Below are 15,429 nucleotides of genomic sequence, written 5' to 3'. Positions count from 1 at the left end.
GTCACAGCTCCGCCCCTTCCAGCGCGGCCAGAACCGTGCCCAGCAATGCCTCGGCCTGCGCGTCGTCCTCCATGGCAGAGAATGCATCGGCGACGAACGCCTGCACTTGCAGCCTGCGCGCCACTTGCGGAGGAATGCCGCGCGCCGCCATGTAAAATCCTTCCATCGGGTCAAGCGCGCCGATGGCCGCACCGTGGGCGCATTTCACATCGTCGGCAAAGATCTCCAGCTCCGGCTTGGTATTCGCGGTCGCGCCCTTTTCCAGCAGGATCGCGCGGAAATTCTGCGCCGCATCGGTCTTTTGCGCGTCCTTCACCACCTCGATCCGGCCCAGAAAATTGCCGGTCGCACGGCCCCAATGAACGGCGCGAATTGTCTGATTGCTGGTCGCTTCCGGCTCGGCATGGGTTACGCGGGTGACGAATTCGCGCGTGGTATCACCGCCGCCAATGGTCACGCCGCCGAATTCGAAATGAGCGCCGCGGGCCAAGGTCACCTCGACTTCCAGCCGCGCGTAGGTGCTGGCGGAGGCAATGGCGTAGATCTCGGCCCTTGCGCCTTTGCCAAGCGTCAGCCTCAGGCGGGTCACGCCGAGGTTCTCATCGTCAAGCACGAAGCGCATGACTTCGACGCCACCGGCAGGGATCGCGACCTCGCGCCAGTCGTCCAGCACATCCGCCGTCAGCTCTTTCAGCGCGGCGAGGTCGGCATAGCGCCAGTCCTCGTCGCGGGTTGTCGGAAGAATTGCTACATCGTTCATGAATTGCGCCTCGCTTCGCGCGTGAATTTCTCGATCAGCGTGGATTTGCTGCGGGTCACGCATTGCGTCACATCCGCCTCGCTGCCGGCGCCCTTGCGGACGCAATCGGTAACCGCCCTGCACAGCCGATCATCCAGAGCGGGCACGCCGCTCGATCCGTCCATGCTGCAATGCCAGCGGCCCTGTTCATCCTGTCCGACCATGACGGACACGCTTGCCATGCGCCCGGCGATCACCGTGATGGGATCGCCTTCGGGCAGCGGCTGCGCTTGCGGCGCGGCTGCCGGTGCGATGGCAAGAAGGATGGAGGCCGCCAGCATGGTCATGCACCCACGGCTTCGCCCAATGCCTCATACCCCTCGCGCTCAAGCTCCAGCGCAAGCTCCGGCCCGCCGGTCTTCACAATCCGGCCCCTGGCCAGAATATGAACCTTGTCGGGCTGCACATAGTCGAGCAGGCGCTGGTAATGGGTGATCAGCAGCACCGCCTTATCCGGCTGGCGCATGATCGCATTGATCCCCTCACCCACCGTGCGCAGCGCATCGATGTCGAGGCCCGAATCCGTCTCGTCGAGGATCGCCAGCTTGGGGTCCAGAATGCCCATCTGCACCATCTCGGCGCGCTTCTTCTCACCGCCGGAAAAGCCGACGTTCACATTGCGCTTCAACATTTCCATGTCGAGCTTCAAGAGGCCCGCCTTTTCCTTGGCGAGCTTGAGGAATTCGCCGCCCGACAAAGGGTCTTCGCCCCGCGCCTTGCGCTGCGAATTCAGCGCCTCGCGCAGGAACTGCACGTTGGAGACGCCCGGGATTTCGACCGGATACTGGAAGCCGAGGAACAGCCCGGCAGCGGCACGCTCATGCGGCTCCAATTCCAGCATGTCCTCACCGTTGAATGTCACCGAACCTTCGGTCACTTCGTAACCCGGACGGCCGCCCAGCACATAGGCGAGCGTCGACTTGCCAGCGCCATTGGGGCCCATGATCGCGTGGACCTCACCCGCGCCGACTTCCAGCGTCAGCCCGTTGAGGATCTTTTTGCCCTGCCCATTATCGGAGGCAAGCTCGGCGTGGAGGTTTTCAATCTTCAACATCAGTCTTCTCTCGGTCCATCGCGATAGGTGCGGGGCTTGTAGCCCTGCCCGCTTCCGCGCTTCTGTTCGAAATGCTTGGCCCGCGCCTCGCGCCGGTCACCGATGCGCACGCGCATGCCGGCAGTGATCCGGTCGAGCACGGCGTCCATGTTTTCCAGAATGTCGCTCGCCTTCAGGCGCATCACCTTGATGCCCACGGCCTCAAGGCTCTTGTCGCGGCGGGTGGCGATCGTCTCGTTCTCGCCCTCTTCCTCGATGATGATCGCCATGCCGAGGTTGTGGCAGTTGAAATCGACAATGGCAGAGCCCACCACGGCGAACCGCTTGAAGCTGTATTTGCCCATGTCCGCTTCGGCGAACTTGTCGGCCAGCGCCTTGTGCGCCTCGGACGGCTCGCGCCGCATCTCGCGCGCACGGTCGTGCAGCGTGTCGAGGCGGGATTCGGAAATCTCCCACCCGCGGCCCCGCTTTTTCAACGCAGGGGCGGTGTCGTCCTGCTCGGACGCAGGCTTGATCTGGAGGGTTTTACGGTCGGTCATTTCCATGATGCCTGTGTTCAATTGCCAAGACTGCGACGAAAGTTCGCAATTTGCGCTTCCACAACCATCGCTCTTTCCCTTTGGTTCTGGTCATGCGTATCGAAGGCTCGGTTCACTTCTGCCTCTGCTGCCACAGGGTCAGACCATGCAGGGTCTAGCACCAATGCAGCGTTCGCCTTCTGGATCGAGTCTTGTCGCAATTCGGCGCACGATTGGATGGCAAACTCTACCTGTTTGACTGGGCTAGATTGTTCAGCTTGATCGGTTTGATCCGATACGCAGTCAGCGTATTCTTCGAACGCTGGGGCGAACGCGGTTTGTATTTCATTCGAACTGCTGAACACGACCCGATCGCCGATAGGTGGCTTTTCCTGAGCGGCGTGGGCGGCTGAGATGGCCAGCATAATTGAAAGCACACCGCCAAACATCACCCCACGCTCCCCTCAAGCGAGATCGCGAGCAGCTTCTGCGCCTCGACCGCGAATTCCATCGGGAGTTCCTTGAGGACTTCCTTGGCAAAGCCGTTGACGATCAGCGCCACGGCCTCTTCCTCGCCCAGCCCGCGCTGCATCGCATAGAACAGCTGGTCGTCGCTGATCTTGGACGTGGTCGCCTCGTGCTCGATCTGGGCGCTGGGGTTCTTCACCTCGATATAGGGCACGGTATGCGCGCCGCTGGTGTCGGACAGCAGCAGGCTGTCGCACTGGGTGAAATTGCGGACGTTATCCGCATTCGCGCCCACGCGGACAAGGCCGCGATAGGTGTTGTTCGATTTGCCTGCCGAGATACCCTTGGAAATGATGGTCGAGCGGGAGTTCTTCCCGTTGTGGATCATCTTGGTGCCGGTATCGGCCTGCTGGTAATTATTGGTGACGGCGACCGAGTAGAACTCACCCACCGAGTTTTCGCCGTTCAGCACGCAGGACGGATATTTCCACGTCACCGCGCTGCCGGTTTCCACCTGCGTCCACGAAACCTTGCTGTTCTTGCCCTGGCACAGGGCGCGCTTGGTCACGAAGTTGTAGATGCCGCCTTTTCCCTGCGCGTCGCCGGGATACCAGTTCTGCACGGTCGAATATTTGATCTCGGCATCGTCCAGCGCGACCAGTTCCACCACGGCGGCATGCAGCTGGTTTTCATCGCGCATCGGTGCGGTGCAGCCTTCGAGGTAGGAGACATAGCTGCCTTCGTCGGCCACGATCAAAGTGCGTTCGAACTGGCCGGTGTTTTCGGCATTGATGCGGAAATAGGTCGACAGCTCCATCGGGCAGCGCACGCCCTTGGGAATGTAGACGAAGGTGCCGTCCGAAAAGACCGCGCAATTGAGCGTGGCGAAAAAATTGTCCTGCATGGGCACCACGCGGCCCAGCCATTTCTTCACAAGATCGGGATATTCGCGGATCGCCTCGCTGATAGAGCGGAAGATGACGCCCGCTTCCTCAAGCTCCTTGCGAAAGGTCGTCGCGACCGAAACGCTGTCGAACACCGCATCGACCGCCACCTTGCGCGCGCCTTCCACGCCCGCCAGCACCTTCTGCTCCTCGATCGGGATGCCAAGCTTGTCGTAAACCGACTTGATCTCGGGATCGAGCTCGTCAAGCGACGACAGGGTCGGCTTTTTCTTGGGCGCCGCGTAGTAATAGGCGTCCTGATAATCGATCGGCGGCACGTTCAGCTTCGCCCAGTCGGGCGGGGTCAGGGTCAGCCAGTGGCGATAGGCCTTCAGCCGCCATTCAAGCATCCATTCCGGCTCTTCCTTCTTGGCCGAAATGAAACGGACCGTATCTTCCGACAGGCCTTTTTCCGCGAATTCCTGTTCGATATCCGACGAAAAGCCGAACTCGTATGTTTCCAGCTTTGCCGCTGCCTCGCGGGCCTCGCGGTCCTGCTCTACGGCTTCGTTCAGCGTGGTCGTATCCTTGGGGGCGTCGGTCATGCCGCCTCTTCCTCCTTCGCCAGATCGGCGAGCGTTATTCCCTCAAGCGCGCCGCGAATGGCACGGTTGACTTGCGGCCAGTGCGGTTTCGCGCCGCAATTATGTTCGATCTGGCACCCCGACGGGCCATCGCTGCACTGGGTCATGGCGATGGGGCCTTCGACCGCCTCGATAATGTCGGCCAGCGTGATCGCCGCCGCCGGACGGGCCAGACGGATGCCGCCATTCGCCCCGCGCGTCGAACGCAGCAGCCCCGCGGCGCTTAACCGGCTGACCAGTTTCTGCACGGTCGGCACGGGCAGGCCGGTCTGTTCGGCCAGTTGCGCCGCGCTCCACAAGGTGCTGCCGCAATGGCCGGCCGCGGCGCGCATCGCGACCACCGCATAATCGGCAAGATTGGACAATCTCATGGCAGTTCACGGCGCATGGGGGTGCACAGACTCGTTAATTCGGACCAAATCGTTCCGAATTGCAGCTAGTGACGCACCCCCATCGATGCAAGCGAAGATTAACTCTTGCGAGTCGTTCTTATTTCCCGCCTGCTTTCACCTCTTCTATCCACGCATCGACATTCTCTTCCATGATCGACAGCGGCACCGGCCCGTTGCCCAGCACCACCGTGTGATAGGCGCGAATGTCGAAATCATCGCCCAGCTCGGCCTTTGCCTTGTCGCGCATTTCCTCGATCTTCAGCTTGCCGATCATATAGGCGGTCGCCTGACCCGGCATCACGATATAGCGCTCGATGGCCTTTTGAATGTCGCCCTCGGGATTGGGCGTATTCTCGGTCAGATAGGCGATGGCCTGCTCGCGGCTCCATTTCTTGGAATGGATGCCGGTGTCGACCACCAGACGGCAGGCGCGCCATAATTCGGCCTGCAGACGGCCGAAATCGGAAAAAGGATCGGTATAGAACCCCATGTCCTTGGCCAGATTCTCCGAATACAGGCCCCAGCCTTCGGAATAGGCCGTCACCCCGCCAAAGCGCCGGAACGGGGGCAGATCGCCCAGCCCCGTCTGCACCGAAAGCTGAAGATGATGGCCCGGCAGACCTTCGTGATAGGCCAGCGCTTCCAGCTCGTTCAGGCTCATCGATTCAAGCTTGTAGAGATTGACGTAATAGATGCCGGGTCGCGAACCGTCGGGCGCGGGGCGCGAATAGAATGCCTTGCCTGCCGATTGTTCGCGGAACGCCTCGACCGGCTTAACCTGAAGGGCGTCTTTCGGAAGAACCTCGAACCATTTTGGTAATTCGGCTTCCATCGCGTCCAGCGCGACATCCACCTTGGTCAGATATTCCTCGCGGCTTTTGGCGTAAAAGCGCGGATCGGTTCGCGTATATTCGAAGAATTCGGGCAGAGTGCCCTGATATCCCACCTTTTTCATGATCGCGCGCATCTCGTCATGAATGCGCGCGACATTGTCCAGACCGATCTGGTGGATCTGGTCGGCAGGCAGGTCGGTGGTCGTATAGCTTTTGAGCAGGGCCGCGTAATATCTGTCGCCATCGGGCAGCCGCCACACGCCATCGTCGGTGCCCGCCTTGGCCTGCTGTTCGACCATCACGGCGCGCAGCAATTTATACGCGGGCAGCGCGCTGGCTTCCCATGCGGCGATGGCTTCGGCAGTCAGCTCTTCCTGGTCCACCCCGTCGAGCTTGGCGATCTTCTCGCGGAAATCGTCGATGATCGCATTGCCCGTATAGTCGGGACCGGCGGGCGTGATCAGATTGTCGATATCCGAAATCACATAGGGATAGACCCAGCGCGGCGGCATCACGCCTGCCTGTGCCCGCTGCACCGCGCGCTTGGTCTGCCCGTCGAGATAGGGGCCGATGCCCGCAATCCGCTCGATATAGGCGTCGGCCTCTTCCTCGTTACCGATGCGGTGCATATTGACGAGGAACGAGGGGATGCCGCTTTGCGCGCCGAACATCTGGTTGAAGATATAGCCGTTTTCCCGATACGGGGTCAGCGCTTCCTGCCGCTCCATCGCGGATTTGAACAGGCGATAGGACAGCGCATCCTGCCCTTCCAGCTTTGCCGGATCGAAACCTGCTTCCATCTTCGCCAGAAAGGCGCGGTCCATCGCGTGTTCGCGCAGATCGGCAGCAAGCGAGGGATCGTTCCACTTGCCGTAATCCCCGTCGCGAATGCCGCGATAGGTCTTGGTCATCGGGCTGATCGACAGGCCCGCATCCTCGTAGGCCTGAAAGAACGCATTGATATCGCCTGCCTCGATAGCGGCATTCACCATGGCCATTTGCGCGGCGGGGATCGCATCGGTGATCGCGGGGCTAGTCGCAGCAGGTTGGGCCGCCGGTTGGGCCACACCGTTGGAATTGCCGGTCAGAAACAGGGCCGAACCGCTGCAAAGCAACAGGGCGGACAGGCGGCGGAACTGGGTCAAGGGGCGTCTCCCGGTTAAGTGCAATTGAAACTATCTCGCCATCAGTGCCGCATCGCGCGGCAAGAGGCAAACACAAGCGGAAAAGCGTTCGACAGCGCGCCCTGTCTCGCATACGCAATATGGCCATATGGCCTATTCGCTGCTCCGTCCGCTGATCTTCCGCCTCGATGCCGAAAACGCCCATGGCTTGGCGCTGGCGGCACTGAAATCGCTGCCCTCCTCGCTGCTGGCCAGCCCGCCGCGCCCCGATCCGGCACTGGCGATAAAGGTCGCGGGGCTGCGCTTTCCCAATCCGGTCGGCATGGCGGCGGGTTTCGACAAGAACGGCGAAGTCCCCGATGCGCTGCTGCGCTGCGGTTTCGGCTTTGCCGAGCTTGGTTCGGTGACCCCCAAGCCGCAGGCGGGCAATCCGCGCCCGCGCCTGTTCCGGCTGGAAGAGGACCGCGCGGTGATCAACCGCATGGGATTCAACAACGAAGGCGAGGTCGCCGTCGAACAAAGGATGAAACGGCGCGCGGGGCAGGCCGGCATCGTCGGCATCAATATCGGCGCGAACAAGGAAAGCGCCGACCGCGTCAGCGATTATGCGATCATGGCCCGATCCATGGCTCCCTATGCGTCTTATCTGGCAGTCAATATTTCCAGCCCCAACACGCCCGGCCTGCGCGCCCTGCAAGACCCCGAAGCCTTGGGCGGATTGCTGGACGTGGTGATGGATGCGCGCGGCAGCGATGTGCCCGTTTTCCTGAAAGTCGCGCCCGATTTGCTGCCCGAGGATGTCGACGCCATCGCCCGTATCGCGGTGGAAAAAGGGCTGGGCGCGCTGATGATATCGAACACCACCATCGAACGCCCCGCGCTGCAATCGCGCCATGCGGGCGAAGCGGGCGGGCTGTCGGGCGCGCCCCTGAAACAGATGGCGCTGGAACGGCTGCGCGATTTCCGCAAGGCGAGCGGCGGCGAAGTGCCGCTGGTCGGCATCGGCGGGATCGCCACGGCCGAAGACGCATGGGAACGCATCCGCGCGGGCGCCAGCCTTGTGCAGCTTTACAGCGCGATGGTCTATGAAGGGCCGGGCATTGCCGCTGCCATCACCCGCGGCCTGCCCGCGCTGATGAAGCGCGACGGTTTCGCGACGATTGCCGAAGCGGTGGGGAGCGAATGACGATGCGCGTTCTGCCCGCCTTTCTCGTCGCGGCGCTGCTGGCGGGCTGCGCCGCGCCGGTCGATCTGGCTAGCGCTCCCGCTGCGCCGAGTGAGCTGAGCCAGCCTGATGAGGGGCCCCATGCAGGCGGTGTCGTCAGCGCCGCCGACCGCCGCGCCGCCGATGCAGGCGCGCGCATCCTGCGCGAGGGGGGCAATGCGCTGGATGCCGGATTTGCCGTGCTGCTGGCGCTGAACGTGGTCGAACCGCAAAGTTCGGGGATCGGCGGGGGCGGCTTCCTCGTCCTCGACACCGGCGACGGGCAGCCGGTTACCTATGACGGGCGCGAAACCGCCCCCGCCGCCGCCACGCCCGACCGGTTCATGCAGAACGGCCAGCCGATGTCCTTTCCGCAGGCCTGGCCCGGCGGCAAAAGCACCGGCGTTCCCGGCAATGTCGCGATGATGGCGCTGGCGCACCGCGACCACGGCCGCTTGCCATGGGCGCAGATATTCCGCCCCGCGATAGAGCTTGCGCGCGAGGGTTTCGTGGTCACGCCGCGCCTTCACAACACGCTGGCCGCCGCAAAGCTCACCGGCCCGCTATCGGCAGAGGCGCGCGCGCTGTTCTATCCCGATGGCGAACCCGCGCCGGTCGGTTCGACCATCCGGAACCCCGCATTCGCCGCCATGCTGGAACGCATCGCGGCAGAGGGGCCGAACGCGTTCTATCGCGGCGACAACGCCGCCAGCATCGCCGCCGCCGTGCAGGGCGCGCCGGTCAATCCGGCCGATATGACGGTGGACGATATCGCCGCTTATCGCGCAAAGCGGCGCGACGCGGTGTGCGGCACCTATCGCGTATACACCGTCTGCGGCATGGGCCCGCCATCGTCGGGCGCGACGACCGTGCTTGCCATTCTGAAGCAGTTGGAACGCTTTGACATGGCATCCCATGGCCCCGACTCGCCCACCGGTTGGCACCTGTTCGCCGAATCCCAACGCCTCGCCTATGCCGATCGGGAGCAATATCTGGCCGACAGCGATTTCGTGGCGGTGCCGGTCGCGGGGCTGACCGATCCCGATTACCTCGCCCGCCGCAGCGCGCTGATCGATGCGGGCACCACCATGGCCAGCGCCAGCGCGGGCATGCCCGCGGGCGCATCGCTTGCCCATGCACCGCAAGCCGCGCAGGCCGAACACGGCACCAGCCATTTCGTCGTCACCGATGCCGACGGCATGATCGTCAGCGAGACTTCGACGATCGAGGCGGCATTCGGATCGGGCCTGTTCGTCAACGGCTATTACCTCAACAACGAACTCACCGATTTCGCCCGCTCGCCCACCGAAAACGGCAAGCCCGTCGCCAATCGGGTGGAAGCGGGCAAGCGCCCCCGTTCGTCCATGTCGCCGACCATCGTTTACGGCCCCGACGGCAAGCCGCGCCTTGCGGTGGGTGCGGCAGGCGGATCGACCATCATCGTGCAAGTGGCCAAGGCGATCATCGGCGTGGTCGACTGGGGCCTGTCCGCGCAAGAGGCGATCGCCCTGCCCTTCCTGTACGCCCCCGGCGACACGCTGATGGTAGAGGAAGGCACCGGACTGGAAGCCATGCTGCCTGCGTTCCGCGCATTGGGGCATGACGATGCCACCACCATGCCCGGCAGGCTCAAGGCGAATGCCGTCGAATGGGTCGATGGCCGGCCCGTGGGCGCAGCCGATCCGCGCAGCGAGGGGGCGATGGTCACCCCCTGACCGGCAGAAGGGCGCCGGTTTGCCGGAAACCCCCGTCTTGCCCGAAAGCCCCGCCCGCCCTAGATGCTGAAACGGCACACGGCAGCCCTGCGCAGACGGGCACCGCACCGCAGAGGAAGAGGTCGACAAAGGCATTATGGCGCACGGCAATCCGGGAAATCCCGACAGGCACGGCCCGCACGGCTTTACGCTGGCGGATATCGAGAATGCACAGAACCTTGTCGCGCTGTTCCTGAAACGCGCCGATGTGCTGGGCGATGCCCCCTTCCTGTTCGCCAAGGCCGATGGCGAATGGCACTCGCTCAGCTGGGCCGAAGTGTCGCGGCAGGTGTGCCTGTTGTCGCAATCGCTGCTGCAGCTGGGCCTGCAAAAGGGTGACCGCGTCCTGCTGGTCAGCGAAAACCGCCCCCAATGGTGCATCGCCGATCTGGCGATCATGGCGGCGGGGCTGATCACCGTGCCCGCCTACACCACCAATACGGTCAACGATCACCAGCATGTGATCGACAATTCGGGCGCGCGCGCGGTGATCGTTTCGGGCGCAAAGCTGGCAAAGAACCTGATGCCCGCCGTGGTGACCAGCAATTGCGCCGAATTCGTCATCGCGATGGAGCCGATCCGCCCGCCGCAAAACGTGATCTATCACGATATGGCCTCGCTGCTGACCGGCGATGCCGAACTGGCGCGCCATGCGGTCGACGCGCGGGTCGCGGGGATCAAGCGCGAGGATCCGGCCTGCATCATCTATACCAGCGGCACGGGCGGCCTGCCGCGCGGCGTGCGCCAGCACCATGGCGCGCTGCTGCACAATGCGGCGGGCGCGGGCGATGTGATCGCGAACGATTTCGGGTGGGAGGAAGAGCGGTTCCTCTCCTTCCTCCCCCTTAGCCATGCGTATGAACATTCGGCGGGACAGGGCTTTCCCATCGCGCTGGGCGCGCAGATCTTCTACGCCGAAGGGCTCGACAAGCTGGCCGGCAATATCGAGGAAGTGCAGCCGACGATCATGGTCGTCGTCCCGCGCCTGTTCGAAGTGTTGCGCACCCGCATCCTCAAGCAACTGGCGAAACAGGGCAAGCTGGCCGAAACCATGGCCATGCGCGCCTGCAAGCTGGCCGAACGCAAAGGCAACGGCCAGTCGCGCCCCCTGATCGACCATGCCGAGGACGCGCTGCTGGAACGCGTGCTGCGCCCCAAGGCGCGGGCCAAGTTCGGCGGCAGGGTCAAGGCGCTGGTATCGGGCGGCGCGGCGCTGACGCCCGAAATCGGCTATTTCTTCACCGGCCTCGGCATGCCGCTGCTGCAGGGATACGGGCAGACCGAATCCGGCCCGATCATCAGCGTGAACCGCCCGCGTTCTGGGCTGAAGATGGATACGGTCGGCACGCCGCTGCGGGGCGTGGAGGTCCGCATTGCCGAGGATAGCGAAATCCTTGTGCGGGGCGAGCTGGTGATGCACGGATACTGGCGCAATGCCGAGGAAACGGCCCGCGCGCTGAAAGACGGCTGGCTGCACACCGGCGACATCGGCCATATCGACCGGCGCGGCCGCATCGTCATTACCGACCGCAAGAAAGACATGATCATCAACGACAAGGGCGACAATGTCGCGCCCCAGCGCGTTGAGGGGATGCTGACCCTGCAACCCGAGATCGGGCAGGCGATGGTCTATGGCGACCGCAAACCCTATCTGGTCGGGCTGATCGTGCCCGATGCCGACTGGGCCCGCGAATGGGGCGAGGCCAATGGCCGCACCGGCGACTGGACCGGCTGGCGCGACGACGCCGAATTCGCCGCCGCCGTGCGCGAAGCGGTCGACCGCGTGAACAACGATCTGTCGGTGATCGAAAAAGTCCGCCGCATCATGCTGGCCGAAGAGGCTTTCACCATCGAGAACGAGGAAATGACCCCCTCGATCAAAATCCGCCGCCACAAGCTGCGCGAACGCTATGGCGCGCGGCTGGAGGGGATGTATCGCTAGGCGGGTTTTCGGGTTATCGGGCTAAGAGCGGGCTGTCTGGAAACGACCGATTGCGGACGCTGCCAGTTGGCGTAAGTTCATCGGCATGAACGGGTTGCGCCAAAAGTCTTCATTTTTTCATGTTATCATAGGCTCAGTAGGACTGGCGCTGTGCAGTTGTGCGAATGCGGAGCAGCAGGTCGTCGCAGGGCATCGGTACGATGTCCCGAAAGCCAATCTGATCTCGAAGAACGATTACCCATTTTTCCTGCCTAAAGATGAGCAGGGCGGTTTTATATTTCTTCTAAATCCTGACGCAGAATTGCGCCAACGAAGGAATGTCTTGGTCGAAGACCGCGAAAAAATGTGCAAAAGAGCCAATGGCGGTGGATACGTTAGCCAGACAATTTGTGGTTCGCAGAGCGTCGATTGGCGGGGGCAAGGCTGGCGCAAAACAGGCGATGATATTTTCTGGAATTACAGCCCTGATACGCTCTCCGATGCAGACGCACCCTTTGTAACCTGCCACAAGATGGAAATCGAAGGTCACTCCGGCCTTTGCACGGCCACCCTGCCCTTCGGCAACTTAGTTCTCAGCATCAGCTTAGATGACGATGAGCTACCCTACCTAGATGCGACCTATGAACGCGCCGTATCGATGCTCCGATCTTGGGAGGTCTAGCCACGTCAGCTTACCACCCCGTTCCGGTCGTTAGTGCTTCGCAGCGCATACCCTGAAAGCGGACATGGCAGCTTTGCAGGATTTTTGTCTAAAAGCGGAATGTCAGCAAACGACCGATTGCTGACGTTATCGGATCGGGGCATCAACCGTTATTCTTGCAAAAATAGGTCAATGCTTTGAAGATCAATCGATGAACTTTCAAAAGCCAATCGTCCCATCTCCTGCCCTCGAAAAGCTTTGCTGGGCACTCGCTTTCGTATTGGCCATGCTGATGGGCGCCTATCTAACTTGGGCTGCGTATAGAGATTTGATCGATTGGCAATCAGGCGTTCTTGCATTTCTGGCAACCGCGATTGGCCTCCTGCCTTTGACATCTCTTGGGTTCGTTCTTAGATGGCGGCGTCGGCGTCGGTTGTCCAAGCTTCACGAATATGAGCGAGTTCTTGGCGCGGCGCAGGAATCGCGATGACGGCAGCTTCCCACCCCATTCCAGTCATTAGCGCGTAGAAACCGAGCGCCCGAAAGCTGCCGCAGCCACGGCAAAGCCGCGGCTGTCACGTTGAACGGATCGCTGCGGGCGTTGCCGCCCTTGCGTCCGTCAGCCGGGGCACCGCCTCTGGCGAATTAGCGCTCCGCTTGCTGCGCAATGCTCGCCCTAATTCACGGGCGGCTGCCCCCGCCATCGCAGCAAAATGCGCTGTCCTACACGCCGACGGGGCGTTAGCTGTTTGCGCCAACGCTTTTTGACATCGCCGGAATTGCGCACATCCGCCAATGTGTCACCCGACAGCCGGTCGGTGAAAACACCGCATTCCTGCGGCTTTGCGGCGGGTGACAGCCGGGTGACAGCTGTCACCTTTGTCACCCGTGGCCAGTCGTTGGCGAACGCGGCTCAGCCCTCGTCCAGCCCCAGTTCCTCATCCGCAGGCAGAAAATCGGGAAAGAACCCCGGCTTGCGGCGCGACCAGCCCGGCGCGCAGGCGGCGGCTTCGCTGATCGAATGGAGCAATTGCTTGCGGCGTTCGGGCTGGATCTGCGGCAGCGCGGCGGCGGCGCAGAATGCCGCGGGCAGCCATGGCCGCGATTCGGGGCCCAGCAAACGCTCGTACAAAAAACGATAGGCGGAAAAGCCGAACAGGCACCCCTCGCCCAGATCGAACAGCGACACGCGCACCAGCCGCCCGATATAGCTGTCGAGCCGCGTATCGTTGCGCGAACTGGGCACGGCCCCGCGCAGGGCGTTCAGCTCCTGATAGGCCAGCGATTGCCTGCGGATCGACGCGGTTTCCCGATCGTCGCGCGCCCAACGCTCGAACGCATCGGCGCGCGCCAGCCCGACATCGAGGCTGCGGCGGATATAGCGTTGTTCGGCCGGATCGAATTCGGCGAATTCGCGCATCTCGGCAATGGCCAGACTTGCCGTGTCGAGATAGCCCATCCGGTGTTTCCCCTGCTTGCTGGACGAGGATGTTTGCCGGACGAGGATGTTCGCCCGATGCCGTCGCCCCCCGCGCGATTCGCACGGGTCCATTCAACGCCGCCATTTTTCGCGGCAGAGGGTTAGCATCGGGTTAAAGAGGGGCCTTAACGCTGGGCCGATTCAGGGCTGGCTAGATCAGCCCCGCCAGCGGGCTGGACGGATCGGCATAGCGCCGCTGCCCCATGCGCCCCGCCAGATAGGCAGCGCGCCCTGCCTCTACCGACAGCTTCATGGCACGGGCCATCAGGATCGGGTCCTTCGCCTCGGCAATGGCGGTGTTCATCAGCACCCCGTCGCAGCCCAGTTCCATCGCGACCGCCGCGTCCGATGCCGTGCCCACGCCCGCATCGACCAGCACCGGCACGCTGGCCCCTTCGACGATCAGGCGGATCGTCACGCGGTTCTGGATGCCAAGACCCGAACCGATCGGCGCGCCCAGCGGCATCACCGCCACCGCGCCCGCGTCTTCCAGCTGCTTGGCCGCGATCGGATCGTCGGTGCAATAGACCATCGGCAGGAAGCCTTCCCTGGCCAGAACCTCGGTCGCGCGCAGGGTTTCGGTCATATTGGGATAAAGCGTCTTGGCCTCGCCCAGCACTTCCAGCTTGACCAGATCCCAGCCGCCCGCCTCTCGCGCCAGACGCAGCGTGCGGATCGCGTCCTCTGCCGTGAAGCAGCCCGCCGTATTGGGCAGATAGGTAACCTTTTTGGGGTCGATGAAATCGGTCAGCATCGGCGCCTTGGGGTCCGACACATTGACGCGGCGCACCGCGACGGTGACGATTTCGGCCCCGCTCGCTTCCAAAGCAGCGGCGTTCTGGGCGAAATCCTTGTATTTGCCGGTGCCCACGATCAGCCGCGACCGGAACGTGCGGCCCGCCACGGTCCAGCTGTCGTCCGCCTTCACCGCGTCCTGGTGATCGCCGCCGCCGACGAAATGGACGATCTCCAGCTCGTCCCCGTCGTGCAGGGTCACCGTTTCCAGCGTGGTGCGGGGAATGACATGACGGTTGCATTCGACCGCGACCTTCGCGGGATCGAGTTCGAGCATGCGGGCAAGATGCGCGATGCTGGTGTTTTCGGGCACGCGGCGGGTTTCCCCGTTCACCGTGATCGCGATCATGTTGGAATTCGGAGCCATGCAAGGCGACATAGCGCCAGCGGGCCGCAGTTCAAGTGAAACAGGCGGCTTCAGCGCTCCGGCGAGCGGGTCAGCGCTGCGGCGAGCAGGTTAGCGCCGCGGCGAGCAGGCCCTGATGTTCAGAATATGCCCCAGCGCCAGAACGCCGACGCCCGCGATGGTCAGCGCCGCTTCGGCCACGCCATGCGGTCCGGCAACGGCAATCGCCATCAGCGCAATGCCCAGCGCGCCCAGCACCAGCGGCAGCACATGGCCATGGCGCATCGCCCCCAGCCCGATCGTCAGCGCGCCGACGACAATGGCGGCCACCAGCCCGTATTTGTGAATTTCAGGCGCGAAAAGAAACGAATGCCCCTCGCCCAGGCTGCCAAGACCCAACAGGCCGACAAGCGCCAGTCCGGCGATACAGTGAATCGCGCAGGCACCGGACAGGATGATGCCCAGCCGGTCGAGGCGCGAACGTGCATCGCGATCCGCTGGCGAATGCGAACAAGAGGAAGAATGGGGCTTCATTTCGATGGATGATATAAT

Annotated in this window: 15 protein-coding genes; 4 read left to right on the top strand and 11 right to left on the bottom strand. The window is 62.9% G+C overall.

The features are described 5' to 3' along the window. Position 1: 1 nt before the first annotated feature. The 8 genes from LOZ74_RS18075 to LOZ74_RS18040 form a co-directional block, all read right to left on the bottom strand. Positions 2 to 760, bottom strand: a complete 759-nt coding sequence (locus LOZ74_RS18075) for a SufD family Fe-S cluster assembly protein (RefSeq protein ID WP_230292341.1) — start codon at positions 758 to 760, stop codon at positions 2 to 4. Next, a complete protein-coding gene (locus LOZ74_RS18070; protein WP_230292340.1) occupies positions 757 to 1,086 on the bottom strand; it encodes a hypothetical protein in 330 nt (109 codons plus the stop codon). Before LOZ74_RS18070 ends, LOZ74_RS18075 begins: the two co-directional genes overlap by 4 nt. Next, on the bottom strand, positions 1,083 to 1,853 hold the full coding sequence (sufC, locus tag LOZ74_RS18065; RefSeq protein WP_230292339.1) for a Fe-S cluster assembly ATPase SufC: 771 nt from the start codon (positions 1,851 to 1,853) through the stop codon (positions 1,083 to 1,085). Before sufC ends, LOZ74_RS18070 begins: the two co-directional genes overlap by 4 nt. Further along, positions 1,853 to 2,392: a DUF559 domain-containing protein gene (locus tag LOZ74_RS18060; protein ID WP_230279528.1), complete on the bottom strand. Its 540-nt coding sequence runs from the start codon at positions 2,390 to 2,392 to the stop codon at positions 1,853 to 1,855. The genes sufC and LOZ74_RS18060 overlap by 1 nt, the downstream gene beginning before the upstream one ends. A 17-nt stretch (positions 2,393 to 2,409) precedes the next feature. Next, complete coding sequence (locus LOZ74_RS18055) at positions 2,410 to 2,820, bottom strand: hypothetical protein (RefSeq protein WP_230292338.1); 411 nt, start codon at positions 2,818 to 2,820, stop codon at positions 2,410 to 2,412. Beyond that, entirely contained in the window at positions 2,820 to 4,328 is a 1,509-nt protein-coding gene (gene sufB, locus LOZ74_RS18050) for a Fe-S cluster assembly protein SufB (protein ID WP_230292337.1), read from the bottom strand. The genes LOZ74_RS18055 and sufB overlap by 1 nt, the downstream gene beginning before the upstream one ends. After that, on the bottom strand, positions 4,325 to 4,738 hold the full coding sequence (locus LOZ74_RS18045) for an SUF system Fe-S cluster assembly regulator (protein WP_230292336.1): 414 nt from the start codon (positions 4,736 to 4,738) through the stop codon (positions 4,325 to 4,327). Before LOZ74_RS18045 ends, sufB begins: the two co-directional genes overlap by 4 nt. Positions 4,739 to 4,856: 118 nt before the next feature. Beyond that, positions 4,857 to 6,737, bottom strand: a complete 1,881-nt coding sequence (locus LOZ74_RS18040; protein WP_230292335.1) for a DUF885 family protein — start codon at positions 6,735 to 6,737, stop codon at positions 4,857 to 4,859. A 127-nt stretch (positions 6,738 to 6,864) separates the two neighbouring features. On the opposite strand from LOZ74_RS18040, the gene LOZ74_RS18035 reads away from it, so the two are divergent. From LOZ74_RS18035 to LOZ74_RS18020, 4 genes are all read left to right on the top strand, one after another. After that, complete coding sequence (locus LOZ74_RS18035; protein WP_230292334.1) at positions 6,865 to 7,902, top strand: quinone-dependent dihydroorotate dehydrogenase; 1,038 nt, start codon at positions 6,865 to 6,867, stop codon at positions 7,900 to 7,902. 2 nt (positions 7,903 to 7,904) lie between these two features. After that, positions 7,905 to 9,635 (top strand): gamma-glutamyltransferase, encoded by a 1,731-nt coding sequence (ggt, locus tag LOZ74_RS18030; protein ID WP_370638920.1) that lies wholly within the window; start codon positions 7,905 to 7,907, stop codon positions 9,633 to 9,635. A 136-nt stretch (positions 9,636 to 9,771) separates the two neighbouring features. Then, positions 9,772 to 11,616: a long-chain fatty acid--CoA ligase gene (locus LOZ74_RS18025; protein ID WP_230292332.1), complete on the top strand. Its 1,845-nt coding sequence runs from the start codon at positions 9,772 to 9,774 to the stop codon at positions 11,614 to 11,616. Positions 11,617 to 11,701: 85 nt separating this feature from the next. Further along, entirely contained in the window at positions 11,702 to 12,277 is a 576-nt protein-coding gene (locus LOZ74_RS18020) for a hypothetical protein (RefSeq protein ID WP_230292331.1), read from the top strand. Between the two features lie 892 nt (positions 12,278 to 13,169). Here the strand turns inward: LOZ74_RS18020 and LOZ74_RS18015 are convergent. The 3 genes from LOZ74_RS18015 to LOZ74_RS18000 form a co-directional block, all read right to left on the bottom strand. Next, positions 13,170 to 13,715, bottom strand: coding sequence for a hypothetical protein (locus LOZ74_RS18015; protein WP_230279537.1), 546 nt, complete (start codon positions 13,713 to 13,715; stop codon positions 13,170 to 13,172). Positions 13,716 to 13,887: 172 nt separating this feature from the next. Beyond that, positions 13,888 to 14,898 (bottom strand): sulfur carrier protein ThiS, encoded by a 1,011-nt coding sequence (gene thiS / locus LOZ74_RS18010; protein ID WP_304505955.1) that lies wholly within the window; start codon positions 14,896 to 14,898, stop codon positions 13,888 to 13,890. A gap of 90 nt (positions 14,899 to 14,988) precedes the next feature. Next, positions 14,989 to 15,411: a MerC domain-containing protein gene (locus tag LOZ74_RS18000; RefSeq protein ID WP_230292330.1), complete on the bottom strand. Its 423-nt coding sequence runs from the start codon at positions 15,409 to 15,411 to the stop codon at positions 14,989 to 14,991. Between the last annotated feature and the right edge of the window lie 18 nt (positions 15,412 to 15,429).

It is taken from the genome of Croceicoccus sp. Ery5, assembly GCF_020985325.1.
Taxonomy (GTDB): domain Bacteria; phylum Pseudomonadota; class Alphaproteobacteria; order Sphingomonadales; family Sphingomonadaceae; genus Croceicoccus.
The sequence above is the reverse complement of the archived record's forward strand: the minus strand, read 5'-3'. Positions and strand labels throughout refer to the sequence as shown.